Origin of the sequence: Acinetobacter sp. FDAARGOS_724, assembly GCF_013364475.1 — a bacterium.
Classification (GTDB): domain Bacteria; phylum Pseudomonadota; class Gammaproteobacteria; order Pseudomonadales; family Moraxellaceae; genus Acinetobacter; species Acinetobacter variabilis.
The window spans coordinates 917,613-936,102 of record NZ_CP054908.1 but is presented as its reverse complement, the minus strand read 5'-3'; the positions used below and the strand labels follow the sequence as shown (position 1 = coordinate 936,102).

The 18,490-nt window shown below is 43.7% G+C and carries 17 protein-coding genes and 1 pseudogene; 3 read left to right on the top strand and 15 right to left on the bottom strand.

Features of this window, described 5'->3' with window-relative positions; translation table 11 throughout:
- Positions 1–8: 8 nt before the first annotated feature.
- The 11 genes from gspD to FOC32_RS05725 form a co-directional block, all read right to left on the bottom strand.
- A complete protein-coding gene (gspD, locus tag FOC32_RS05775) occupies positions 9–2,258 on the bottom strand; it encodes a type II secretion system secretin GspD (protein WP_005232538.1) in 2,250 nt (749 codons plus the stop codon).
- A gap of 38 nt (positions 2,259–2,296) precedes the next feature.
- The gene (locus FOC32_RS05770; RefSeq protein WP_005232540.1) at positions 2,297–3,154 is read right to left on the bottom strand and encodes a type II secretion system protein N; all 858 of its coding nucleotides are present in this window, start codon (positions 3,152–3,154) and stop codon (positions 2,297–2,299) included.
- Positions 3,154–3,897: a type II secretion system protein N gene (gspN, locus tag FOC32_RS05765; RefSeq protein WP_005232542.1), complete on the bottom strand. Its 744-nt coding sequence runs from the start codon at positions 3,895–3,897 to the stop codon at positions 3,154–3,156. Before gspN ends, FOC32_RS05770 begins: the two co-directional genes overlap by 1 nt.
- Positions 3,898–4,083: 186 nt before the next feature.
- Complete coding sequence (locus tag FOC32_RS05760) at positions 4,084–4,410, bottom strand: H-NS family nucleoid-associated regulatory protein (RefSeq protein ID WP_104426706.1); 327 nt, start codon at positions 4,408–4,410, stop codon at positions 4,084–4,086.
- 153 nt (positions 4,411–4,563) lie between these two features.
- Positions 4,564–4,989, bottom strand: coding sequence for an acyl-CoA thioesterase (locus tag FOC32_RS05755; RefSeq protein ID WP_005232545.1), 426 nt, complete (start codon positions 4,987–4,989; stop codon positions 4,564–4,566).
- Between the two features lie 7 nt (positions 4,990–4,996).
- Positions 4,997–6,190 carry a hypothetical protein gene (locus tag FOC32_RS05750; protein ID WP_005232547.1) on the bottom strand — a complete coding sequence of 398 codons (1,194 nt, stop codon included), beginning with the start codon at positions 6,188–6,190 and terminating at the stop codon, positions 4,997–4,999.
- Positions 6,191–6,196: 6 nt separating this feature from the next.
- Complete coding sequence (locus FOC32_RS05745) at positions 6,197–7,036, bottom strand: hypothetical protein (protein ID WP_005232548.1); 840 nt, start codon at positions 7,034–7,036, stop codon at positions 6,197–6,199.
- 7 nt (positions 7,037–7,043) lie between these two features.
- Positions 7,044–7,811, bottom strand: coding sequence for a uroporphyrinogen-III synthase (locus FOC32_RS05740; protein WP_005232549.1), 768 nt, complete (start codon positions 7,809–7,811; stop codon positions 7,044–7,046).
- Positions 7,811–8,734: a hydroxymethylbilane synthase gene (gene hemC, locus FOC32_RS05735; RefSeq protein ID WP_005232550.1), complete on the bottom strand. Its 924-nt coding sequence runs from the start codon at positions 8,732–8,734 to the stop codon at positions 7,811–7,813. The genes FOC32_RS05740 and hemC overlap by 1 nt, the downstream gene beginning before the upstream one ends.
- 114 nt (positions 8,735–8,848) lie before the next feature.
- Positions 8,849–9,589 (bottom strand): LytR/AlgR family response regulator transcription factor, encoded by a 741-nt coding sequence (locus FOC32_RS05730; RefSeq protein ID WP_005232557.1) that lies wholly within the window; start codon positions 9,587–9,589, stop codon positions 8,849–8,851.
- Positions 9,590–9,658: 69 nt separating this feature from the next.
- Positions 9,659–10,813, bottom strand: a complete 1,155-nt coding sequence (locus FOC32_RS05725; RefSeq protein WP_175966616.1) for a sensor histidine kinase — start codon at positions 10,811–10,813, stop codon at positions 9,659–9,661.
- On the opposite strand from FOC32_RS05725, the gene argH reads away from it, so the two are divergent.
- Positions 10,804–12,234 (top strand): argininosuccinate lyase, encoded by a 1,431-nt coding sequence (gene argH / locus FOC32_RS05720; RefSeq protein ID WP_051069682.1) that lies wholly within the window; start codon positions 10,804–10,806, stop codon positions 12,232–12,234. The two genes, FOC32_RS05725 and argH, sit on opposite strands and share 10 nt — an antisense overlap.
- Before the next feature lie 29 nt (positions 12,235–12,263).
- Positions 12,264–12,533: an oxidative damage protection protein gene (locus FOC32_RS05715; protein ID WP_005232563.1), complete on the top strand. Its 270-nt coding sequence runs from the start codon at positions 12,264–12,266 to the stop codon at positions 12,531–12,533.
- Between the two features lie 776 nt (positions 12,534–13,309).
- Here FOC32_RS05715 and pgsA read toward each other — a convergent pair.
- From pgsA to uvrC, 3 genes are all read right to left on the bottom strand, one after another.
- Complete coding sequence (pgsA, locus tag FOC32_RS05710; protein WP_034580359.1) at positions 13,310–13,897, bottom strand: CDP-diacylglycerol--glycerol-3-phosphate 3-phosphatidyltransferase; 588 nt, start codon at positions 13,895–13,897, stop codon at positions 13,310–13,312.
- A gap of 107 nt (positions 13,898–14,004) precedes the next feature.
- Positions 14,005–14,799 carry a thioesterase family protein gene (locus FOC32_RS05705; protein ID WP_005232567.1) on the bottom strand — a complete coding sequence of 265 codons (795 nt, stop codon included), beginning with the start codon at positions 14,797–14,799 and terminating at the stop codon, positions 14,005–14,007.
- 118 nt (positions 14,800–14,917) lie between these two features.
- Positions 14,918–16,717 (bottom strand): excinuclease ABC subunit UvrC, encoded by a 1,800-nt coding sequence (gene uvrC / locus FOC32_RS05700; RefSeq protein ID WP_005232569.1) that lies wholly within the window; start codon positions 16,715–16,717, stop codon positions 14,918–14,920.
- A gap of 224 nt (positions 16,718–16,941) precedes the next feature.
- On the opposite strand from uvrC, the pseudogene FOC32_RS05690 reads away from it, so the two are divergent.
- A pseudogene (locus FOC32_RS05690) lies at positions 16,942–18,005 on the top strand (AAA family ATPase).
- On the opposite strand, the gene FOC32_RS05685 reads toward FOC32_RS05690, so the two are convergent.
- On the bottom strand, positions 18,002–18,418 hold the full coding sequence (locus FOC32_RS05685; RefSeq protein ID WP_005232573.1) for a PH domain-containing protein: 417 nt from the start codon (positions 18,416–18,418) through the stop codon (positions 18,002–18,004). The pseudogene FOC32_RS05690 and the gene FOC32_RS05685 overlap by 4 nt on opposite strands.
- Positions 18,419–18,490: the final 72 nt, after the last annotated feature.

Sequence of the window (18,490 nt, the reverse complement as noted above, 5' to 3'; positions counted from 1 at the left end):
CGAATGGTCTAGCTTTTGGGTCTAAGTGTGGTTGTTGTAACGGTATTTCTACTTTTTTCAACCTGCTGGACTGGCTGCTCTACCACTTGTCGCTGAATCCCCGGCTCAATTGCTACCGGTGTAGCCACTACTGAGGCTGACGGCGTTGGCGCACTCGGAACATTCTGGTAGGACGAATTCGTCAGTGGTGTCTTGGAAACTGGAATACGCTGTTGATACACATCTTCAACACTTTCCGGTAGCTTGGCAAAATTACCGTCTGAATCGAGTGCCAATTGCAGGCTATAGAGTTGACCATAACGTTGCTGCGTCAGTTTACGCACTTCATTTCTATCTCCCACAATCGTTGGATGGATAAAGATCAATAAGTTACGTTTCTGATTAGACTTACCTTCTGAGCGAAACAAACGTCCCACCCCTGGAATTGCTCCCAGACCTGGTACTGCCTGGCGTCCATAACTGGTATTGTCCGAAATCAAGCCACCTAATACGATCGTTTGTCCATGTTCTGCCAGAATCGAGGTTTTGATCGCACGTTTGCTAGTGACCAGATCTTGCGCTTGACCCTTATTGGCTTTTACATCTGAAACTTCCTGTTCAACTTCCAGACGTACCGTACCATCTTCACCAATGTGCGGCACGACTTTTAAGGTTACGCCGACATCTTTACGCTCAATGGTGGTATAAGGATTAGCAACACCTGCGGCTCCTGTAGAAACTGAACCTGTCACAAAGGGTACATTTTCACCGACAACGATGTAAGCCTCTTCATTGTCCATGGTCACAATCGACGGTGTAGACAGCAGATTAGACTTGGTGGTTTCTTTTAAGGCCTGAATCATCGCGCCGTATAAACGGCGTGAACCATCACTGCCTTCACGATAATCACCAATCACTAGCGAACTGCCTGCGCCTACGGTACTCGCTGCACCCGTACCACCGCCAGTAAGATAACCCGCTGCAATATTTTTCAGGCTGGTGCCAAAATTATCAAAATTGATCAGACCAATTCCGCTGCTGATATCACCCAGGGCCCATTGCACACCCAACTGATCCGCATCTGTCCCTTCTACTTCAATAATTGCAGCTTCAATCAGAACCTGTTGACGGCGTACATCTAACTGATCAATGGCAGATTCGATTTCACGCATCAGTTGCGGGTCTGCTTTAACCACCAGAGAATTCTGCGTGGCATCCGCAATAATACTGACGCCATTGGCATTAAAGCTGCTAATCCCGCCTTGCTCGGTTTTCATGCCAGTATTGAGCTGAATATTGGATGCGGTTGAGCTGTTTGAGTTAGTAGTACTGTTGTTATTCAGGTTATTAGTCGGATTATATGAAGACGAACTAGAAGAAGAATTATCTAAACCAGTATTGACTGCTTGCCCTGTCACTAATCCCTGCAAAATTTCCGAAAGATTCTTGGCACTGGCATATTTCAAACGGAAGACTTTTAAGCCACCCAGACGGTCTGCTGCAGGCACATCCAGCGTTTCAATAATCTGACGAATGCGCTTGCGTGTCGCCGGATCACCCTTAATCAGAATCCGGTTAGTACGCACATCTGCCATGACCCGCACCCGCGAACCACGCAAATCTTTAGCTGCACCAGTTGCTGCCATAGAGTCAATCAGCTCGATCATTTCTTCGGCCTGGCTGGATTGCAGACTAATGGCTTCAATATCATTCTGACCCGTGCCATCCAGATTACGGATGATGGTTTCCAGCTGATAGATATTGGTCGCCCTGTCCGACACAATCAGTGCATTGGTACCTGGAACAGCAGCCAAATGAGCAAACTGTGGCATCAATGGACGCAGGGCCGGAATCAGGTCATTCGGATTGGTATTTTCCAGCCAGATCACACGTGTGACAATCTGGTCACCAGTCGCACGATGACGTGCATCATAAGGAATCCCGGAGCTTTTGACATTACTATCTGGAACCAATTTGATGGTATTTCCTGAAGGGATGGCCACTACACCATTGACATTCAAGACCCCTAAAAACAGGTCATAAACTTCATTTTTATTCAGTGGCTTGTTGGAAATGACCGTGACATTGCCTCGAACCCGGGGATCTACCGCAAAATTTTTACCGGTAATATCCGCCACTTCATTAATGAATGCGGTTAAGTCTGCATCCCGAAGATTGATTTTCCAGGTTTGCGCATAACTTGCCGTACTGACCATAGCAACCAATGGTGCGGCCACACAGAATGCCCATGCTGATCGATTATTATTAAATAAAGCCATAAACTTTTGTGTTTCCTAACCCTATGCGTGATGACACATCACTTCAAATCCTGTTGTATGGTCATCACCTGATCACCACGTTTTATTTCGAGTTTGACCTGACCTTCACGTCGAGCCTGTTCCAGTAACTGTGCTTCGGTTTGTCCTTGTGACAGGGTCTGACCATTCAAAGACAAAATCCGGTCTCCCGGTCTTAATCCCAAGCGATTACGCAGTGCAGCCGGTGTCCGTGAAGTGACTTCATAACCACCCTCTGCTGCACTTACCCCCATATTCTGTAAATACTGGTCCTTATTTTCCTGCATCTGCTGGATGGCTCGATTGATTTCACTCTGTGGCGAAGGTTGTTCGGGCATATCACTTTCCGTATGTGTCGGAGGCATCGAATTTGAAGATGCTGCTGAGGTATCCGGCACGATTGGCTGGTTTAAACCATTTTCCAACCCTTTAAACAGGATTTCTTGGGTAGCACCGCTTGATTTACGCAAAATCACCCGGTCCCAATACACTTCAGCCAGCGTAAAACCGCTATTCCCTAATACTTCTCCGACCCGATAACGGTCAGACTGGTCATTAATTTTCAAGACTGCTGAAGAGTTATAGCTTGGGCTCGCTACCACAACCCCCTGCAAGACAATATTGGCAGTTTCAGCAGTATTCGTTGCGTAAGTATTTTCCTGAAATAGTGAAAAGGCACTAATGTTCGGCACTTGAGCCTGTTGTGACCCCAGTTCTACCTGATCAATCTGCATCGCTTGTGGTGGAGCCACCAGAAGCCAGAATAAAGCAGCCAATTTCCAGCATAAATACAGAATCAGCAGAAACAGTAAAATTGGAGCGATACGCTCTGTCTGTTTCAAATCAATATTTTTAAAATAATCAAGTGGGCTTGCCATCAGTTGAAGCCCCCCATTAAAGGCTGACGGGTACTAATCACATAAGTATCCAGTCCAGCTTTACCGGTATAAGAAGGGGTATTGAGTAAAAAGCGCTGTGTCAGTTGAATATCCAGCATCAGGCTTGGATCCAGTTTAATACTCAACATACGTTGATCGCGATTGTCGCGCACGTCCAGCAGCAACTGACCATTCTCATCGGATAGCTGACCACTCAGAACTGGCACATTCATACGCTCCTGACGCTGGGCAAACGTGTAAATGAGCTCACCACCGCTCCACTGCATCTGGCCATCTACATGGCTAAAGCCTTGCTCTTTTTTATATTTAAAATCAAGTTCTTTAAACTGAATCGGGTTGGTTGGCCATTGCCAGTCAGCTATCTTCTTTAAAGTTTCAGGTGCAAGTTGTCCCTCAAGATTTTTGACGGTTAAAGTTTTATTCAGACCATAGCCCATCACACCCGAAAACTGGGTATTACCGCTATGCAGATCAATATTCGCCCCTAATCTCAGCAACAACAGGTCCAAAGGACGAACCTGCCAGTTCAGACTTCCCTGAAGATTACCTTTTTTCCAGTCCGCACTTCCCTGCCAGATATTCCCGCTAACATTATGTAAGACCTGATTATTCTTATAAAATTTTGAAATTAACCAAGCTGCAGGAACTTGCAGAATTACAAAGACAAAAAAGGCTAGAATTGCAAATATCAACCATTTTAATGTTTTCGGCTTATTGCTCATCCCGCCACGACCAACCTATCCAATCGAAACCCCTAAATTTATAGTTTTGTCATTTTATAATCACATTATGCACACTTTTTCTCTGACGCCAATTCATAGGCATAAAAAAACCAAGCAGGATGTGCTTGGCTGATCAATCACAGGCCGTTTGTAAATAACCTGATGATGAATAATAAGGCAGAAGGATTAGATTACAAAATCTTCCAGTTTTGCGCCCTTCTCTAATTCAGCAACTAACCAGCGTGGCTGTTTACCGCGACCAGTCCAGGTGTCTTCCGGATTGCTTTTACTGCGATAACGTGGCTCTACAGACTTACGTGCAGTTTTTTTACGTTTAGAAGCACCAAATTCAAGAAGCTGTTCAATCGTTAAGCCTACCTTATCGGCAATCTCCAATACCTGATGATAAGCATCTTCAATTTCCTGATCTTTTTTCAAAGCAATTAAAGACTCAGCTTCTGCTTGTAAACGTTTTAACTCTTCAACTGATAAATTTGTAATGTCTGGCATCATGTTCTCCAATAAATAGCATTATTTCTTTTAATAAATAACGGACCCATCATATTTATATTAAGTGTAATATTCAATATAAAATTTTAAATGTATAACAATAAACTTAAAGGTCATTACAAAATTAATCATTAAATTAGAGATGAAACACTAATATTAAATGGCATGTTGTACAGTTAATTCCAGCGATTTTATTTTTTCTCGAATATTTTCAGGTATTTCAGTTTTCTGCATATTTTTATTTAAACATACAATTACTGCTTCTGAAGTAGCCACGATACTTTGCTGCTGTTCACTCCATAATAAATAATGCATTCTGACTGCACTATTCCGAATTTCATCAATTCGTGCCGCCACTTTTAATTGATCTGGGTAAACTACAGGTTTTAAATAACGGCATTGATTCGAAGCCACCACTGTTAAAATATCTTCATCAAAAATATTTAATTTACCCAAATAAGCCAAACGGGCACTTTCTATATAACGGTAATACGTGGCATTATTAACATGCCCAAACGCATCCATGTCTCCCCATGCAACAGTTTGCGAATAAATCACCGGATATTGTTGTAATTCTGACATTATTTCCTCAAATTCTGATTTCGATAAAATTAACATTCGATTCAAATACGGCATTTAACTGCTGTATTAAATCCTCTCTTCCCTGCAATACAGATTTAATTCTCAAATAGCTCATGCGGATGTCATCTGGATAGAGATCCAGCAATTGCTGAGCTTCTTCTACCCGGCCAGTTGCCTGCAGAATATGCCATTTGGCAAAACTTAATATAGGCAGTGCAGTATATTTTGCACCCCAAACTGAGATCTGCTGCTCAATATCTGCATAATCTGGAAACTGCTTTAATAACTGCTGCTGGAACCATAAATAAAATACATCCTGATTAAATTGGAGTTCCAGTAAATGTTTAGCAAGGCTTTCATGCTCAACACTCATTTCCGGTATTCTAAATAACAGTTTCAACCATAATAGCTTGACTTCATAGTCACGGTTAAATATGTCCTGTTTTAAATCCAGATAACGTTGTTTTAAATATTCTAAATCATCTTCAGTGGCCTGGTCATAAGCTATTAATAATTGCTGCAGCCATATTTTTTTTACTTCTTGGTCTAAATGTCCATATTTGGTTGAACGTAAATATAACCAGGGAAACTGTAAGGCAAATTGCCCCCATAAAGCATTTAAACGCTGCTCATAAGCGGTTTTGACTCGTCTTAACCAAGGGGATAACTCATGCTGATTTAAAAATTCTAAATGCGTTAATGCCTGCTGACCATCCTGCTGCGATAAATAGATTTCAATTCGCTGTAATTCTGCCAGTTCAAATGCCATAGGATTGGACTGATTTAAACTACTCAATGCTTCGCTATATTGTTGCTGTCCCCAAGATAATCGGGCATCAATAATATGCTTGAGCAATCCCGACTGATTAAAAGACTGCTGGATAAAATCCCGTTGATCCTGTGCAGCATTTAATAACCAAACCACAGCTAACTGCTCATAAGGATGCAGGCGTGCAAAGCTGAATACCGTTTCATGTTTACGCCGTTTAAAGCTGAGATAACGTTTGGTCGCATACCACAGCATATGCATCAGGAAGCTGATTGCGATGAGTAGGCCCACCAGAAACCAGAAAGTGGTCTGGATCTGTAGTTCGCGCCAGTACAAATACACATAGCCCGCACCATAACCATAGCTCAGTACACTCAAGATCGCTAAGCCCAACAAACCAACCAGTAAATAAGCAAGTAAAATCTGTTTCATAAGCAATTAACCGATCAGGGTACGCGTATTGAGCTGAGGAGTAGGCGTCTGAGGTGCTGCCTTAATTTGCTCCAGTCGTTGAATCCATTGTTTGCTTTGCACATCTGGAAGTTGAGCCAATACCTCGATCACACTTTTCAGGGCTTGCTGGAAAGCTACCTGTTGTCCTTGTTGCACACTATTTTCTGCAATCAGTAAACGCAGCTGAGCTTCTTTTAAGACCAGATTACGCTGCATTAAGACTGCACTCGGCTTCTCGACTGATTCAATCTGAATCCAGCGCTGCCAGAATGAGCTTTGGGATGTAGCGCGGTGCTGATGCTGCACCTGGATTTCCTTTTCCATCTCAACATCAATCTGTTGCAGTAATTCTTTTAATTTATTCTGTTGTACTAAACGATTGTTGATGAACTGCTTAAGGACTTCTCGATCCTTGTCAATCGCCTGATTCAGGCTACCCAGAAGAGCAGGTGCCAGTTCTAGATGTTCAAGCTGATTGGATAATTGATTCAACTTTTCCATAGCCATTGCATATTGTTGCTGCTGCAAGGCAAACTCAACCAGATCCAGATATTGCTCGACCAAAGGCAGATCATCCTGCAAATCAGCTACAGGAGTATCCTGAACTGTCCCCTTGTTCGGTGTTTCAGGGTTTGCTGCTTGGCTCGTAGCAACCTGACGTTTTAAAGCCACTAGCTGATCATTCAGATTGGTATTCTGCTGTTGCAGCTGCTTAAAATTCTGGGTCAATTCAGTCTGTGCTGAATTCAAACCAAACAGGTCATAGCTCAGCTTGGCAATCCACGCCAAGCTCAAGATGAAAAAAACAATGAATAATTTTTTCATGCGTTTCCTAGTACATCAGTAGCTGCTGCAAAATCGTCGATCCGCTTAAGTCCTCTAACTGAGCGAATTGAAAACCAGCCTGATGTTGCTGTTGATATTCCCCAAGCATGGCAGCCAAACGTGGCCCTAAAACCAAATACAATGCCCGATTGATGAGATGCGGATAAGGCTGCATCAAGGCTAGCCAGTTAAGCCAGCTCGCTTCACTGCTGACCAAGACTGCATAACAAGGATTAGCTTCAAGACTCGTCAAATGTTTAGCTAATATCTTAGAAGCAACTGGCGGACACTGACGATCATATAAAATGAAATTCAATATATGAATTTGCTGATCCTTTAAATGCTGCATCATAAACTGACGCCCACCCTCACCTCGCCAAAAAGCGACGGTTGATCCGGTAGCTAACTGCTGCAGTACAGGCAATTGCAGCATCCCTTCCGAAGTCTCCACATCAGGCACATAACTCTGGATACCGTAGCTTGCTAAAGCCTGCTCGGTAGCTTTACCTACAGCGACCCACTGGATACTTCCAAGATCATGCAATGATAGACCTGCCTGCTGCAAATATTGCATGCCAATCTGGGCAGCGTTCGGACTCACGACGACAATCAGTTTTGCTTGGGGTAGCCGCCTAAACAAACTGGCCAGCTCATCCTTATAAGGCTGCTGTACCAGTTCTAGCAAGGGCAACTCTATCACCGGAATCTGCGCTGTCTGTAGGGCTTGCGTTAAATTTGCAGCACGATCACTCGGACGGGTATTAATGAACAACATTATTTTGAATAAAGGGCTTTCAATAACTCGCCTGCGCCCTGATCTAGCAAAGCTTTGGCCAGCTGCACGCCCAATTGCTCTGCATCTGCCATGTTTCCGCTTTGCTGTGCACGTAGCAAAGTTGCGCCATCTACACTACCGACCCGGCCTTCAATCGAAATGACACCTTCGTTTAAAGTGGCATAGCCTGCGATTGGCACCTGACAGCCACCTTCCAGATAGGCATTAAAGGCACGTTCGGCACGGACACACGCATCAGTTTCTGCATGTAATAGAGGCTGGATTAAATCTAATACCGCTTGATCTCCACTCCGGCATTCCAGGCCCAATGCACCCTGTCCTACTGCGGGTAAACTTACTTCAGGCACAATACTATGACGAATACGATCTGCAAGGCCCAAGCGTTTTAAACCGGCACTGGCTAAAATAATTGCATCATACTGACCTGCATCCAGTTTGGATAAGCGTGTACCGACATTACCGCGTAAATCGATAATCTCAAGGTCCGGACGCTGTTTTAAAATCTGCGTTTTACGGCGCAAGCTCGAAGTTCCGACTTTGGCACCTTGAGGCAATTCGTCGAAACTGGCATAAGTATTTGAGACAAAAGCATCCAGTGGATCTTCACGTTCACAGATAACTGCCAAAGATAAGCCTTCAGGCAAGGCCATCGGGACATCTTTCATTGAATGGACTGCCAGATCGGCACGGCCATCTAGTAAGGCTGCTTCTAATTCTTTTACAAATAAGCCCTTACCGCCAATTTTAGCCAATGGCGTATCAAGAATTTTATCGCCCTGTGTAACAAAAGTGACTAACTCGACCTGAAGTCCAGCATGCAGGTCCTGTAAGCGTGCACGGATATGTTCCGCCTGCCAGAGCGCAAGTGGACTTTGTCGAGTAGCAATTTTTAGGGTCTTCATAAATTTCAATAAACAGTCAATGAGAATAATAGTCTAAACTTAACCTGCTCACTTGAAAATGCAAGCGAATTTATGCATGTTTCAATGCTGTTCCAGACGAACTCATTGATCCGTTTAGAGTTTCTGAATCCGTTCCCGCAAGAATGGCAAATGACGCCGACTGACCGCCAGACGCTCTTCCAGTTCACGACAACGCACCTGATACTGGCCGGAACTTACCACTTCCAAGCCTTCCAGATAGTGAACCGAAACCAGTGCATTACGGTGAATCCTGATGAACTGATGTCCAAACTCCTGTTCCAACTCCTTCAGGGTTTCATCAATCAGGACACTGCCGTTTTTATGGCGTACAGTCACATATTTTTGATCCGCCAGAAAATAATAGATATTTTCAACTGGCACCAATTCGACCCCGCGATAGGTCTTTGCCGCAATTTGATGGCGGCTGATATTGATTTCTTCCATATTTTCTTTTTGTTTTAGTTGGCTCATTTGAGCTTGGGTAAGTTTAATTAAATGCTCTAAAACCTGTGCCAATTCCTGTTGCATCACCGGTTTAAGCAGGTAGCCGTCTGCATTAGACTTGAATGCATCCAGCGCGTGTTGGTCATAGGCCGTACAAAAGACAATAGCCGGCATTGGGTCGAGCTGACGCAAATGCTGCGCACAGGTCAAACCATCCATTTCAGGCATTTGAATATCTAATAAGATGACATCAGGTTCATGCTGATGAGCCAGATCAATTGCTTGACGACCATGTGTAGCTGTTGCAACCACATCATGCCCCAGTTGAGAGACTAAACGTGATAGTCGCTCGACAGCCAAAGGCTCATCGTCACAAATCAGGACGTCCATTTCTCCTCCTTAATCCAGTCAACATTATTCATTTGATTATAAGTTAACTGTGATTTCCTTGATTTATTTTTATTTATAGCGATATTGCACAACCGTGGTAAACACCCCTCCACCGGCGAAAGTCTGAAACGTCATCGTAGGTCCGTAATAAGCTTCCAGACGCTGTCTGACATTTTCAATTGCAATACCATGTCCCTTTTTTAATGTTTTATTATCCTGCGTATAAGGGTTTGTTATGATGATATTAATTTGATTTTGCAAGATTTCAATCAATATGCTTATGGTACTCTTTGTCAAAATTTTTTCAACTCCATGGAAAATACTATTTTCCACTAGGGGTTGTAAAGTCAATAATGGAATTTGGACTTGTGAGTATAAGTCTTTGTTTTCTAATTTCCATTCGACCTGTAAACGCTCTCCCAGACGAATCTGTTCAATCTCCAGATAGCGCTGGCAGAGTTCAATTTCTTCCTGCAATTTGACCAGTTTCAATTCCTGAAAACTGGCCCGAAATAAACGGGACAAATTCAGCAACATTTGTTCGGCTTTGTCCGGGTCGATACTGATCAGGCTGATTACACTATTGAGACTATTAAACAGAAAATGCGGATGAATCCTAGCCTGCATGGCCTGAATCCGTGCATTTAATTCACTGTGCTGCTGCTGCGCCCATTGTTCACGCAAATACAAATAGCGAAAACAGAACATACCTAACAGGATACCAAAACTCAGATGTAGGCCGACCTGTTCCAGTGCGATTGCCAGACTCAGTCCCTGAAAATTCAAATTACTGCCAAAATAAGTCAGTACATTCAGACTGGTCGTAGTTACCAAAACAATCGCCTGCAACAGCAGAAATCCGCAGATTAATGCCAGCTTAATCCCCATGCGCTGAAAATGCTGATGAAAAAGCTCGACCAGCGCTGCAAAACATAACAGTATCCAGTTGATATACAGCATATATTGAAGCAGATCTGCCAGATTGAGCGCTTGCCAGGATTGTGCTTTTGCCAAGGCCAAGACCATGGCCAGCACATTGCCGCCAATAAACATTTCCAGTAAATAGTGCAGCTTGCCAATCTGGCTAAAAAAATAGGAGCTTTGCGCTGATCCAGTCGGAGATGTAAAAGATTGATCGACTTGGACTTCGGCAACGGGCTTTGAATTTGTTATACTCTTTTTCGTTCTACTGCTTTTAATCTGATTGAGCCGACATGACCACATCTTCTAATTCCTCAAATCCATCACAAGCCCAGACTTCGGGTATGTGGGGCGGTCGTTTCTCTGAAGCGACTGATGCTTTTGTTGCTGAATTTACAGCATCTGTTCAATTTGACCAACGTTTTTATAAACAAGACATTGCAGGCTCGATTGCACATGCAACTATGCTGGCAAAAGTTGGCGTACTGACCGAACAGGAACGTGATGACATTATCGAAGGTCTGACTGCCATTAAAGCAGATATTGAAGCAGGTAACTTCGAATGGCGCATTGACCTTGAAGATGTGCATATGAACATTGAGTCGCGCCTGACTCAGCGTATCGGCATTACCGGTAAAAAATTGCATACGGGCCGTAGCCGTAATGACCAGGTTGCCACAGATATCCGCCTGTATGTACGTGATGAAATCGATGCGATCCTGGAATTACTGAAAAAATTGCAAAAAGGCATCCTGGGTCTGGCAGCGAAAAATACCAATACCATCATGCCAGGTTTTACCCATCTGCAAACTGCACAGCCAGTGACTTTTGGTCATCACTTAATGGCTTGGTTTGAAATGCTGGTACGTGACTCTGAGCGTCTGATTGATTGCCGTAAACGTGTTAACCGTATGCCACTCGGTTCTGCTGCTCTGGCAGGTACGACTTACCCAATTGACCGTGCTTATACCGCTGAGCTTCTAGGTTTTGAAGCTGTAGCTGAAAACTCTTTAGATGCCGTTTCTGACCGTGATTTTGGTATCGAATTCAATGCTGCGGCATCTTTAATTATGATGCACCTATCACGTATGTCTGAAGAAATGATCCTGTGGACATCGGCTCAGTTCAAGTTCGTAAATATTCCAGACCGTTTCTGCACTGGTTCTTCGATCATGCCACAGAAGAAAAACCCGGATGTACCTGAACTGATCCGTGGTAAAACCGGCCGTGTATATGGTGATCTGATGAGCCTATTGACCTTAATGAAAGGTCAACCACTTGCTTATAACAAAGATAACCAGGAAGATAAAGAGCCATTATTTGACGCGATTGATACCGTTCGTGGTTCATTGGTGGCATTCGCTGACATGATTCCTGCATTGGTTCCAAATATTGAAATCATGCGTGAAGCTGCACTTCGCGGTTTCTCAACGGCGACTGACCTGGCAGATTATCTGGTAAAAAATGGCGTGGCTTTCCGTGATGCTCATGAAATTGTGGGTAAAGCGGTAGCTCTAGGCGTACAGGAAGGTAAAGATCTGTCTGAACTAACACTTGAGCAACTGCAACAGTTCTCTGATCTGATTCAGGCAGATGTATTTGAAAAAGCCCTGACTTTAGAAGCATCTGTGAATGCACGTAATCACATTGGTGGTACTGCACCTGCACAGGTTGAAGCTGCGATCGAACGTGCGCATGCTCGCCTAGAGAAACTTTACGCTTAATTGCTTTCGCTTTAAATTGGAGTATTGATATGTCTCGACAAGTTTTTTGCCGTAAGTATCAACAAGAAATGGAAGGTTTAGACTTTGCACCATTCCCGGGTGCAAAGGGTCAGGAACTGTTTGATACGATATCTAAACAGGCTTGGCAAGAATGGCTGAAACACCAGACCACGCTGATCAATGAAAAGCGTTTAAACGTGTTTGAACCGGATGCGAAAAAGTTCCTTGAAGAGCAACGCGAGAAGTTCTTTAACAATGATGAATCATTGGAAAAAGCTGAAGGGCTAAAGCCTGAGTAAAAAACAAAGCACTGCTTTTCTTTTTTACGCAAGACAAGGACAAAGTCCGCGTAGGCAAGCATTTAAAAAGAGTCTCTTTTAAGGCTCTTTTTTTATTGGAAAGAGTACTGCTCTAAAAATTACGCAAGACAAGCAGCTATGAGTTCATAGAATAAAAAACTCCTTACATGGAAATTTTTTTATCTAAGCTCAAGCTTTTCTTTTACGTAAATTAAGCGAAAGGTATCACTTCGAATGCCATAAAAAAAGTAACCTATAAAAAGAATTCCCTTTTTAATTTGAAAATTATTTCTTCACCAGAACATGAGTTAAATACCTGGCAAGAGACTCCTCGAGTATTCTTTTTCTATAGATATTCTATTTCTCTTAAAAGCACTCTAAAAACTATTCTAACTTTCATGAAATCGAAAATTATTGAGCTAAAAAACAGGCTTAAAACCTGTCATTTTCCTACCGTGTTTTTTAAATTTAAGCAGCTATTATCTTACTGAAAAGCAATCAGATTTGTATCAAAATAATCAATTGTAAATTCTGTATACATTGCTCTCACAAAACACAACATTCAGCTACAAGAAACCACATGATTTTGTGTAAGGCGCTCCCTATAATGACTAGCAAGAAGATGAGATATCTTTGAATAACTATAATAATAACTGAGAAATACCCCCGATTTCATCCCAGTTCTTCCCCCAAAGGCTGGGTATTTTTTTGCCTGTTATTTTTATATTCTCTATTTTTAGCTATAAAAAAAGCCCCTTTTAAGGAGCTTTTATTGATTAAGGCTGTTTCAGATATGGCCAAGCTGCTTTTAGGTAAATAAACATCGACCATAAGGTCAGTACCACAGCTGTATATAGCAACGCATAAGCCAGCATTTCTAGCGGTGGCCAGTTCAGCAGAAATACTGTAATCGCAATCATCTGAAACGCGGTTTTGTATTTACCCACTGTAGACACCGCCACACTGGTACGCGCACCAAGTTCAGCCATCCATTCACGTAAAGCTGAAACTGTAATTTCCCGTGAAATAATCACAATGGCTGCAAAAGCCATAGAAACTGAAGGTTGCCATTGTACCAATACAATGAGTGCAGCAGCGACCATCAACTTGTCTGCAACCGGATCTAAAAAGCGACCAAAAGCAGACGTCTGATTCAGAGTACGCGCTAGATAACCATCAAACCAGTCAGTGACTGCAGCCACTACAAAAATTGTCGTTAAGATAATATGCCGAGTCACATCAGGACTGGTTTCATTAAATCCCATTGCCGGTGGCCAATATGCGACCAATAAAAAAACCGGAATCAGGATAATACGAGCCAAGGTCAAGATATTTGGAATATTCAGGATACGACCTGTAGTCATAGACACCGCCAATTGTTCCCCTCATGTACGATGAAAATGCACACTTTTTTCGAGGTTTAATCCATCATTAATACGCTTCACTTTATACGAATTGACTTGAAGTGTCACTAGGCAAACACCGTCACTGTCTGTCTGGCCATCGCAATCAGCCGATTTTCTGCATCCCACAGATAGGCATGTTCTGTTGAATAACCATCAGCCGCATGGTCGGTAATCACTTTATATTTAAACCAATCATGTAGCTGATGCTGCACTGGATGCACATAGGTTACAGTCCAGGTCAGGCTGCTCGCCGGGGCCAGTGTCTGAAACATCGGTAACACCCCAGGTGGCCAGATATCAAAAATGGCCATCAGGTCAGCTAACTGAAATTCACGGTCAGAATGTTGATCTGGATGGAAGCGGCACCAGCCTTCAAAATCAGGACGTACACTTGAACTGCACGGCAGATTCAAATCCGCCCATCTGAGTTCAAAATGATCAAAACACTTTGGAAGCTTGAACTGTGCAGGAATCTGGAACAGGATTTCAGGAGGAGCATAATCCGGAGCCTGGATTTCCTGATGTACCTGAATGCTAGAATCGCGCGCTACGCCGAAACTGGCAATCAGAATGCTTTGAACAGCGTCATCCTGCCATAGACGCACTTCGATGGTAGTGACCGATTTGCCTTCACGCAGAATTTCCTCAGTCAGGCGTGCTTTGCCTTCCTGTACCGGGCCAACAAAAGTCACACTGGTACTCAGCAGACGTTTAGCAGGATCATTGATTGTTACCACGGCTTTTTGCATCATGACTGCAGCCGCAAGTCCGCCGTAGATGGTTCTCCCTTGCTCCCAGCCTGTCGGCATTTCAATCCATTCTTGCTGCGCAATTTGTGCGTACAGTGCTTGCAACGACATATCGATCCTTCAACTTTGTCTGATGAACCGATATATTGCTGGAAAAATCTATGAATAGAAATGACCTTTGACTCGAAGGTCAATGTGCATTTTTGCACTTGTAATTGATATAAAACGATTACTCATGCAGAACTTTATAAATCATCCGGGCCATCACAGAACCCAGACCTGGTACGAGTTGCAGGTCTTTTTCTGAAGCTTTAAGCACGCCCTGAATCCCGCCAAAATGGGTCAATAAATCACGACGGCGCTTCGGCCCCAGTCCCGGAATCACCTCCAATACCGATGAGCCACGTTTTTTATCGCGTTTGGCCCGATGCCGGGTAATAGCAAAACGGTGGGCTTCATCACGTACCTGCTGGATTAGATGCAGGGCCTTATGATCTTCTGGAAGCTGAATCTTGCTGCCATCGGTAAAATGCAGAGTTTCCAAACCTGGCTTACGCCCTTCACCTTTAGACACACCAACCATAAAGGCATCCAGTCCAAGTTCCTGCATGACTTCCATCGCCATATGCAACTGCCCTTTACCACCATCAATCAGCAGCAAATCTGGCAGCATGGCTTTTTTATAACGACGGGTTAAGGCCTGACGCATCGCGGCATAGTCATCACCTGCCTGAATATCATTGATAGAAAACTGACGATAATCGCGTTTGCGCGCGCCTCCACTATCAAAGACTACGCAAGAAGCAACCGTATCTTCACCCATGGTATGCGAGATATCGAAACACTCAATCCGATCTACCGGCCGTCCCACCACCTCTTCTAACTGATGGAAACGTTCATTCAATTCAAAGTGATTAGCCAGCTTGCCCTGAATGGCATGCTGCACATTCATCTGTGCCAGTTCCAGCCATTCGGCACGGGTTTCCCGGACTTTGGACTTGATCTGAATCTTCTTATTAAAATGTTGAGAAAGTGCGGCTTCAAGTTCCTTCCGATCTGGCATTTCAATATTCACGATCAGTTCAGATGGAATTTCATCAGCAACCTGAAAATAGAAATTGGCAATAAAATCCGAGAGCATTTGCCCCAGATCATCACTCAGCATATCCGGAAAATAGCCTTTACCGCCGAGCATCTTGCCATTACGCACATGCATGATCTGCACACAAGTCACCCCTGCCTGATAGGCAATCGCCAGAATATCTGCCTCACCTTTGACTTTATAAATCGCTTGCTGGGCCTGTACATCACGCAGTAACGCCATCCGGTCACGATAAAATACCGCTTTTTCAAATTCCAGATTTTCTGCGGCTGCTTCCATCTTGGCAATCAGTTCCTGATTCAGCTCTTTAGTATCGCCTTGCAGGAAGCGAATCGAGTTATTAACATCTTCCTGATAATCCTCAGGTGAAATCAGGCCGACACAAGGGCCGGAACAGCGCTTGATCTGATATTGCAAACAAGGTCGAGTACGATTGGCAAAGAAACCATTCTCACAGGAACGTACATTGAATAATTTTTGCAGAATAACCAAAGTATCGCGAGCATTGTAAGCACTCGGATAAGGTCCAAAAAACTTGCCGACCTGATGTTTGCCCTTGCCGCGACCGCTGGCAATCCGCGGATAAGGCTTGTCTGCAGAAACAAAAATATAGACATAGGATTTGTCATCACGCAGCATGATGTTATACGGCGGACGATGCAGCTTGATCAGGTTTTGCTCTAAGAGTAAAGCTTCAGTTTCTGAACGCACCACCAAAGTTTGAATGTCATAAATCCGTGCCACCAAAGCTTGAGTCTTGGGATGATCAAGGGTTTTGACAAAATAACTGGACACCCGATTTTTCAGGTTTTTGGCTTTTCCCACATATAAGAGTTCGCCATCTTTGCCATACATCCGGTAGACCCCGGGTAAGGTGGTCATATTGGCCAAGATTTTTTCAATATGAGGGCGTGCGTTCTCGTTCACCTAAAACCTATTTTTCACCTGCAATATGCAGATATATGTGATGTTTAATGTGTCATTTTCAAGCGATGACACAAAATTCATCCGAACTGTCATCCAAAGTGAAACAGGTTATGCCCAGACCGCCGTATTTATAAGCAACCCAATATGGTGTGATTGCTAAAAGCTATAAGTCGCCTGAACTAACTATGCTATGCTCGACAGGTTCAATCTCGAGATGATCCAAGATGACAAGTTCCCAATCCGGTATTCATGTTGTGCAACCTGCCACCTCTAGCCATAGCCAGTCTGAGCGTGACCGTTTGATTGGGAAACCGCGTTTTCATTTTGAACCTCAGACTGTGATGCAGTTGCTAGGGAACGGATCATCGGTCAGGATGCCGCCTTAAATGAAATTGAAAAAATGCTGCATGTGGTCAAGGCTGACTTTTCCAGTCCAGAACGTCCGCTTTCGGTTACCTTAATGCTTGGCCCGACCGGTGTCGGCAAGACTGAGACGGTACGCCTGATTGCTGAAGCGATTTATGGCCGTCCAGATGCTTTCTGCCGGATTGATATGAATACTTTAGCGCAGGAACATTATGCAGCTGCCCTGACCGGCGCGCCTCCGGGTTATGTGGGCTCTAAAGAAGGCCATAGCCTGTTTGATGAAACCGCTATTGCCGGAAGCCATACCCGCCCCGGCATCATGCTATTTGATGAACTGGAAAAAGCCAGTACTGAAGTAATTCGTGGCCTGATGAATGTACTGGATACCGGCCGACTGACGTTGACTGCTGGTACCAAAACCATCGATTTTCGTAACTGCATGATTTTTATGACCAGTAATGTCGGTGCACAGGCCGCGCAACAATATCTGGAAAAACTCAGCTATCTGCCGCAGAAAATGCAGCAATTGTGTCTAAAAAAAGTACCGACCCAGCAGATCATTGAAAAAGTCATGCAGCGCAAGTTTGATCCAGAGTTCCTGAACCGGATTGACCGTACCTTGCACTATCAGGCCATCCAAAATGATGTCCTGCCACGACTGGTTGAGATTGAGCTGGATAAATTAAATCAACGTCTACAACACCAGAAACGACAGATTCACCTCACTGATGCAGCCAAGGCTCATTTTTATCAAGGCCATGACATCCGTTATGGAGCCCGTCATCTGGGCCGAAAAATACGGACTGAACTGGAACCAATCTTAGCGATTTATTTCCTGAACCATCCAGAACAACTGCAACTCCATCTGGACTGCATTAATGGTCAATTGCTAGTTCAGCCTCAATCATCCAATTCCAATTAAACTGTTTGATGCGCTCGAATCGCCTGAATCAATGCATCCGGGTCTTTAGGTGAAATCAGGACATATTTTTGCCGATCTGCCAATGTATAGCTGACTTTTAAACGCTTGAAAGACAAAGCAGGTGCAATTTCTGAGTGATCTGTAGGCTGGATATTTTGAATCGAACCAAGTGGAATTTGCCAGCTCAGCCATAGGCTTTTAATGGTCAATTGCCCATCTTGGACGATATAACGGGTACTCCAAACCGGCCACCAGACCAAGATGATTGTGAGTATATAAACTGCGGTATGTACCGGATATTGAGCCATCGTCCCTTTGGCCTGCATGGTCAGTAGTAATTGCAATAACAAACCGCTCATACAAATCAAGAATGCCAGCAGCCACCAGTCTTTTTTGGAACGAAATACACGCATCATCTTCCCCCTATTTTGTTTTATCTTACACAAAATCAGAATGATGTGGTGAATCTCTATAAGTAATAAAAA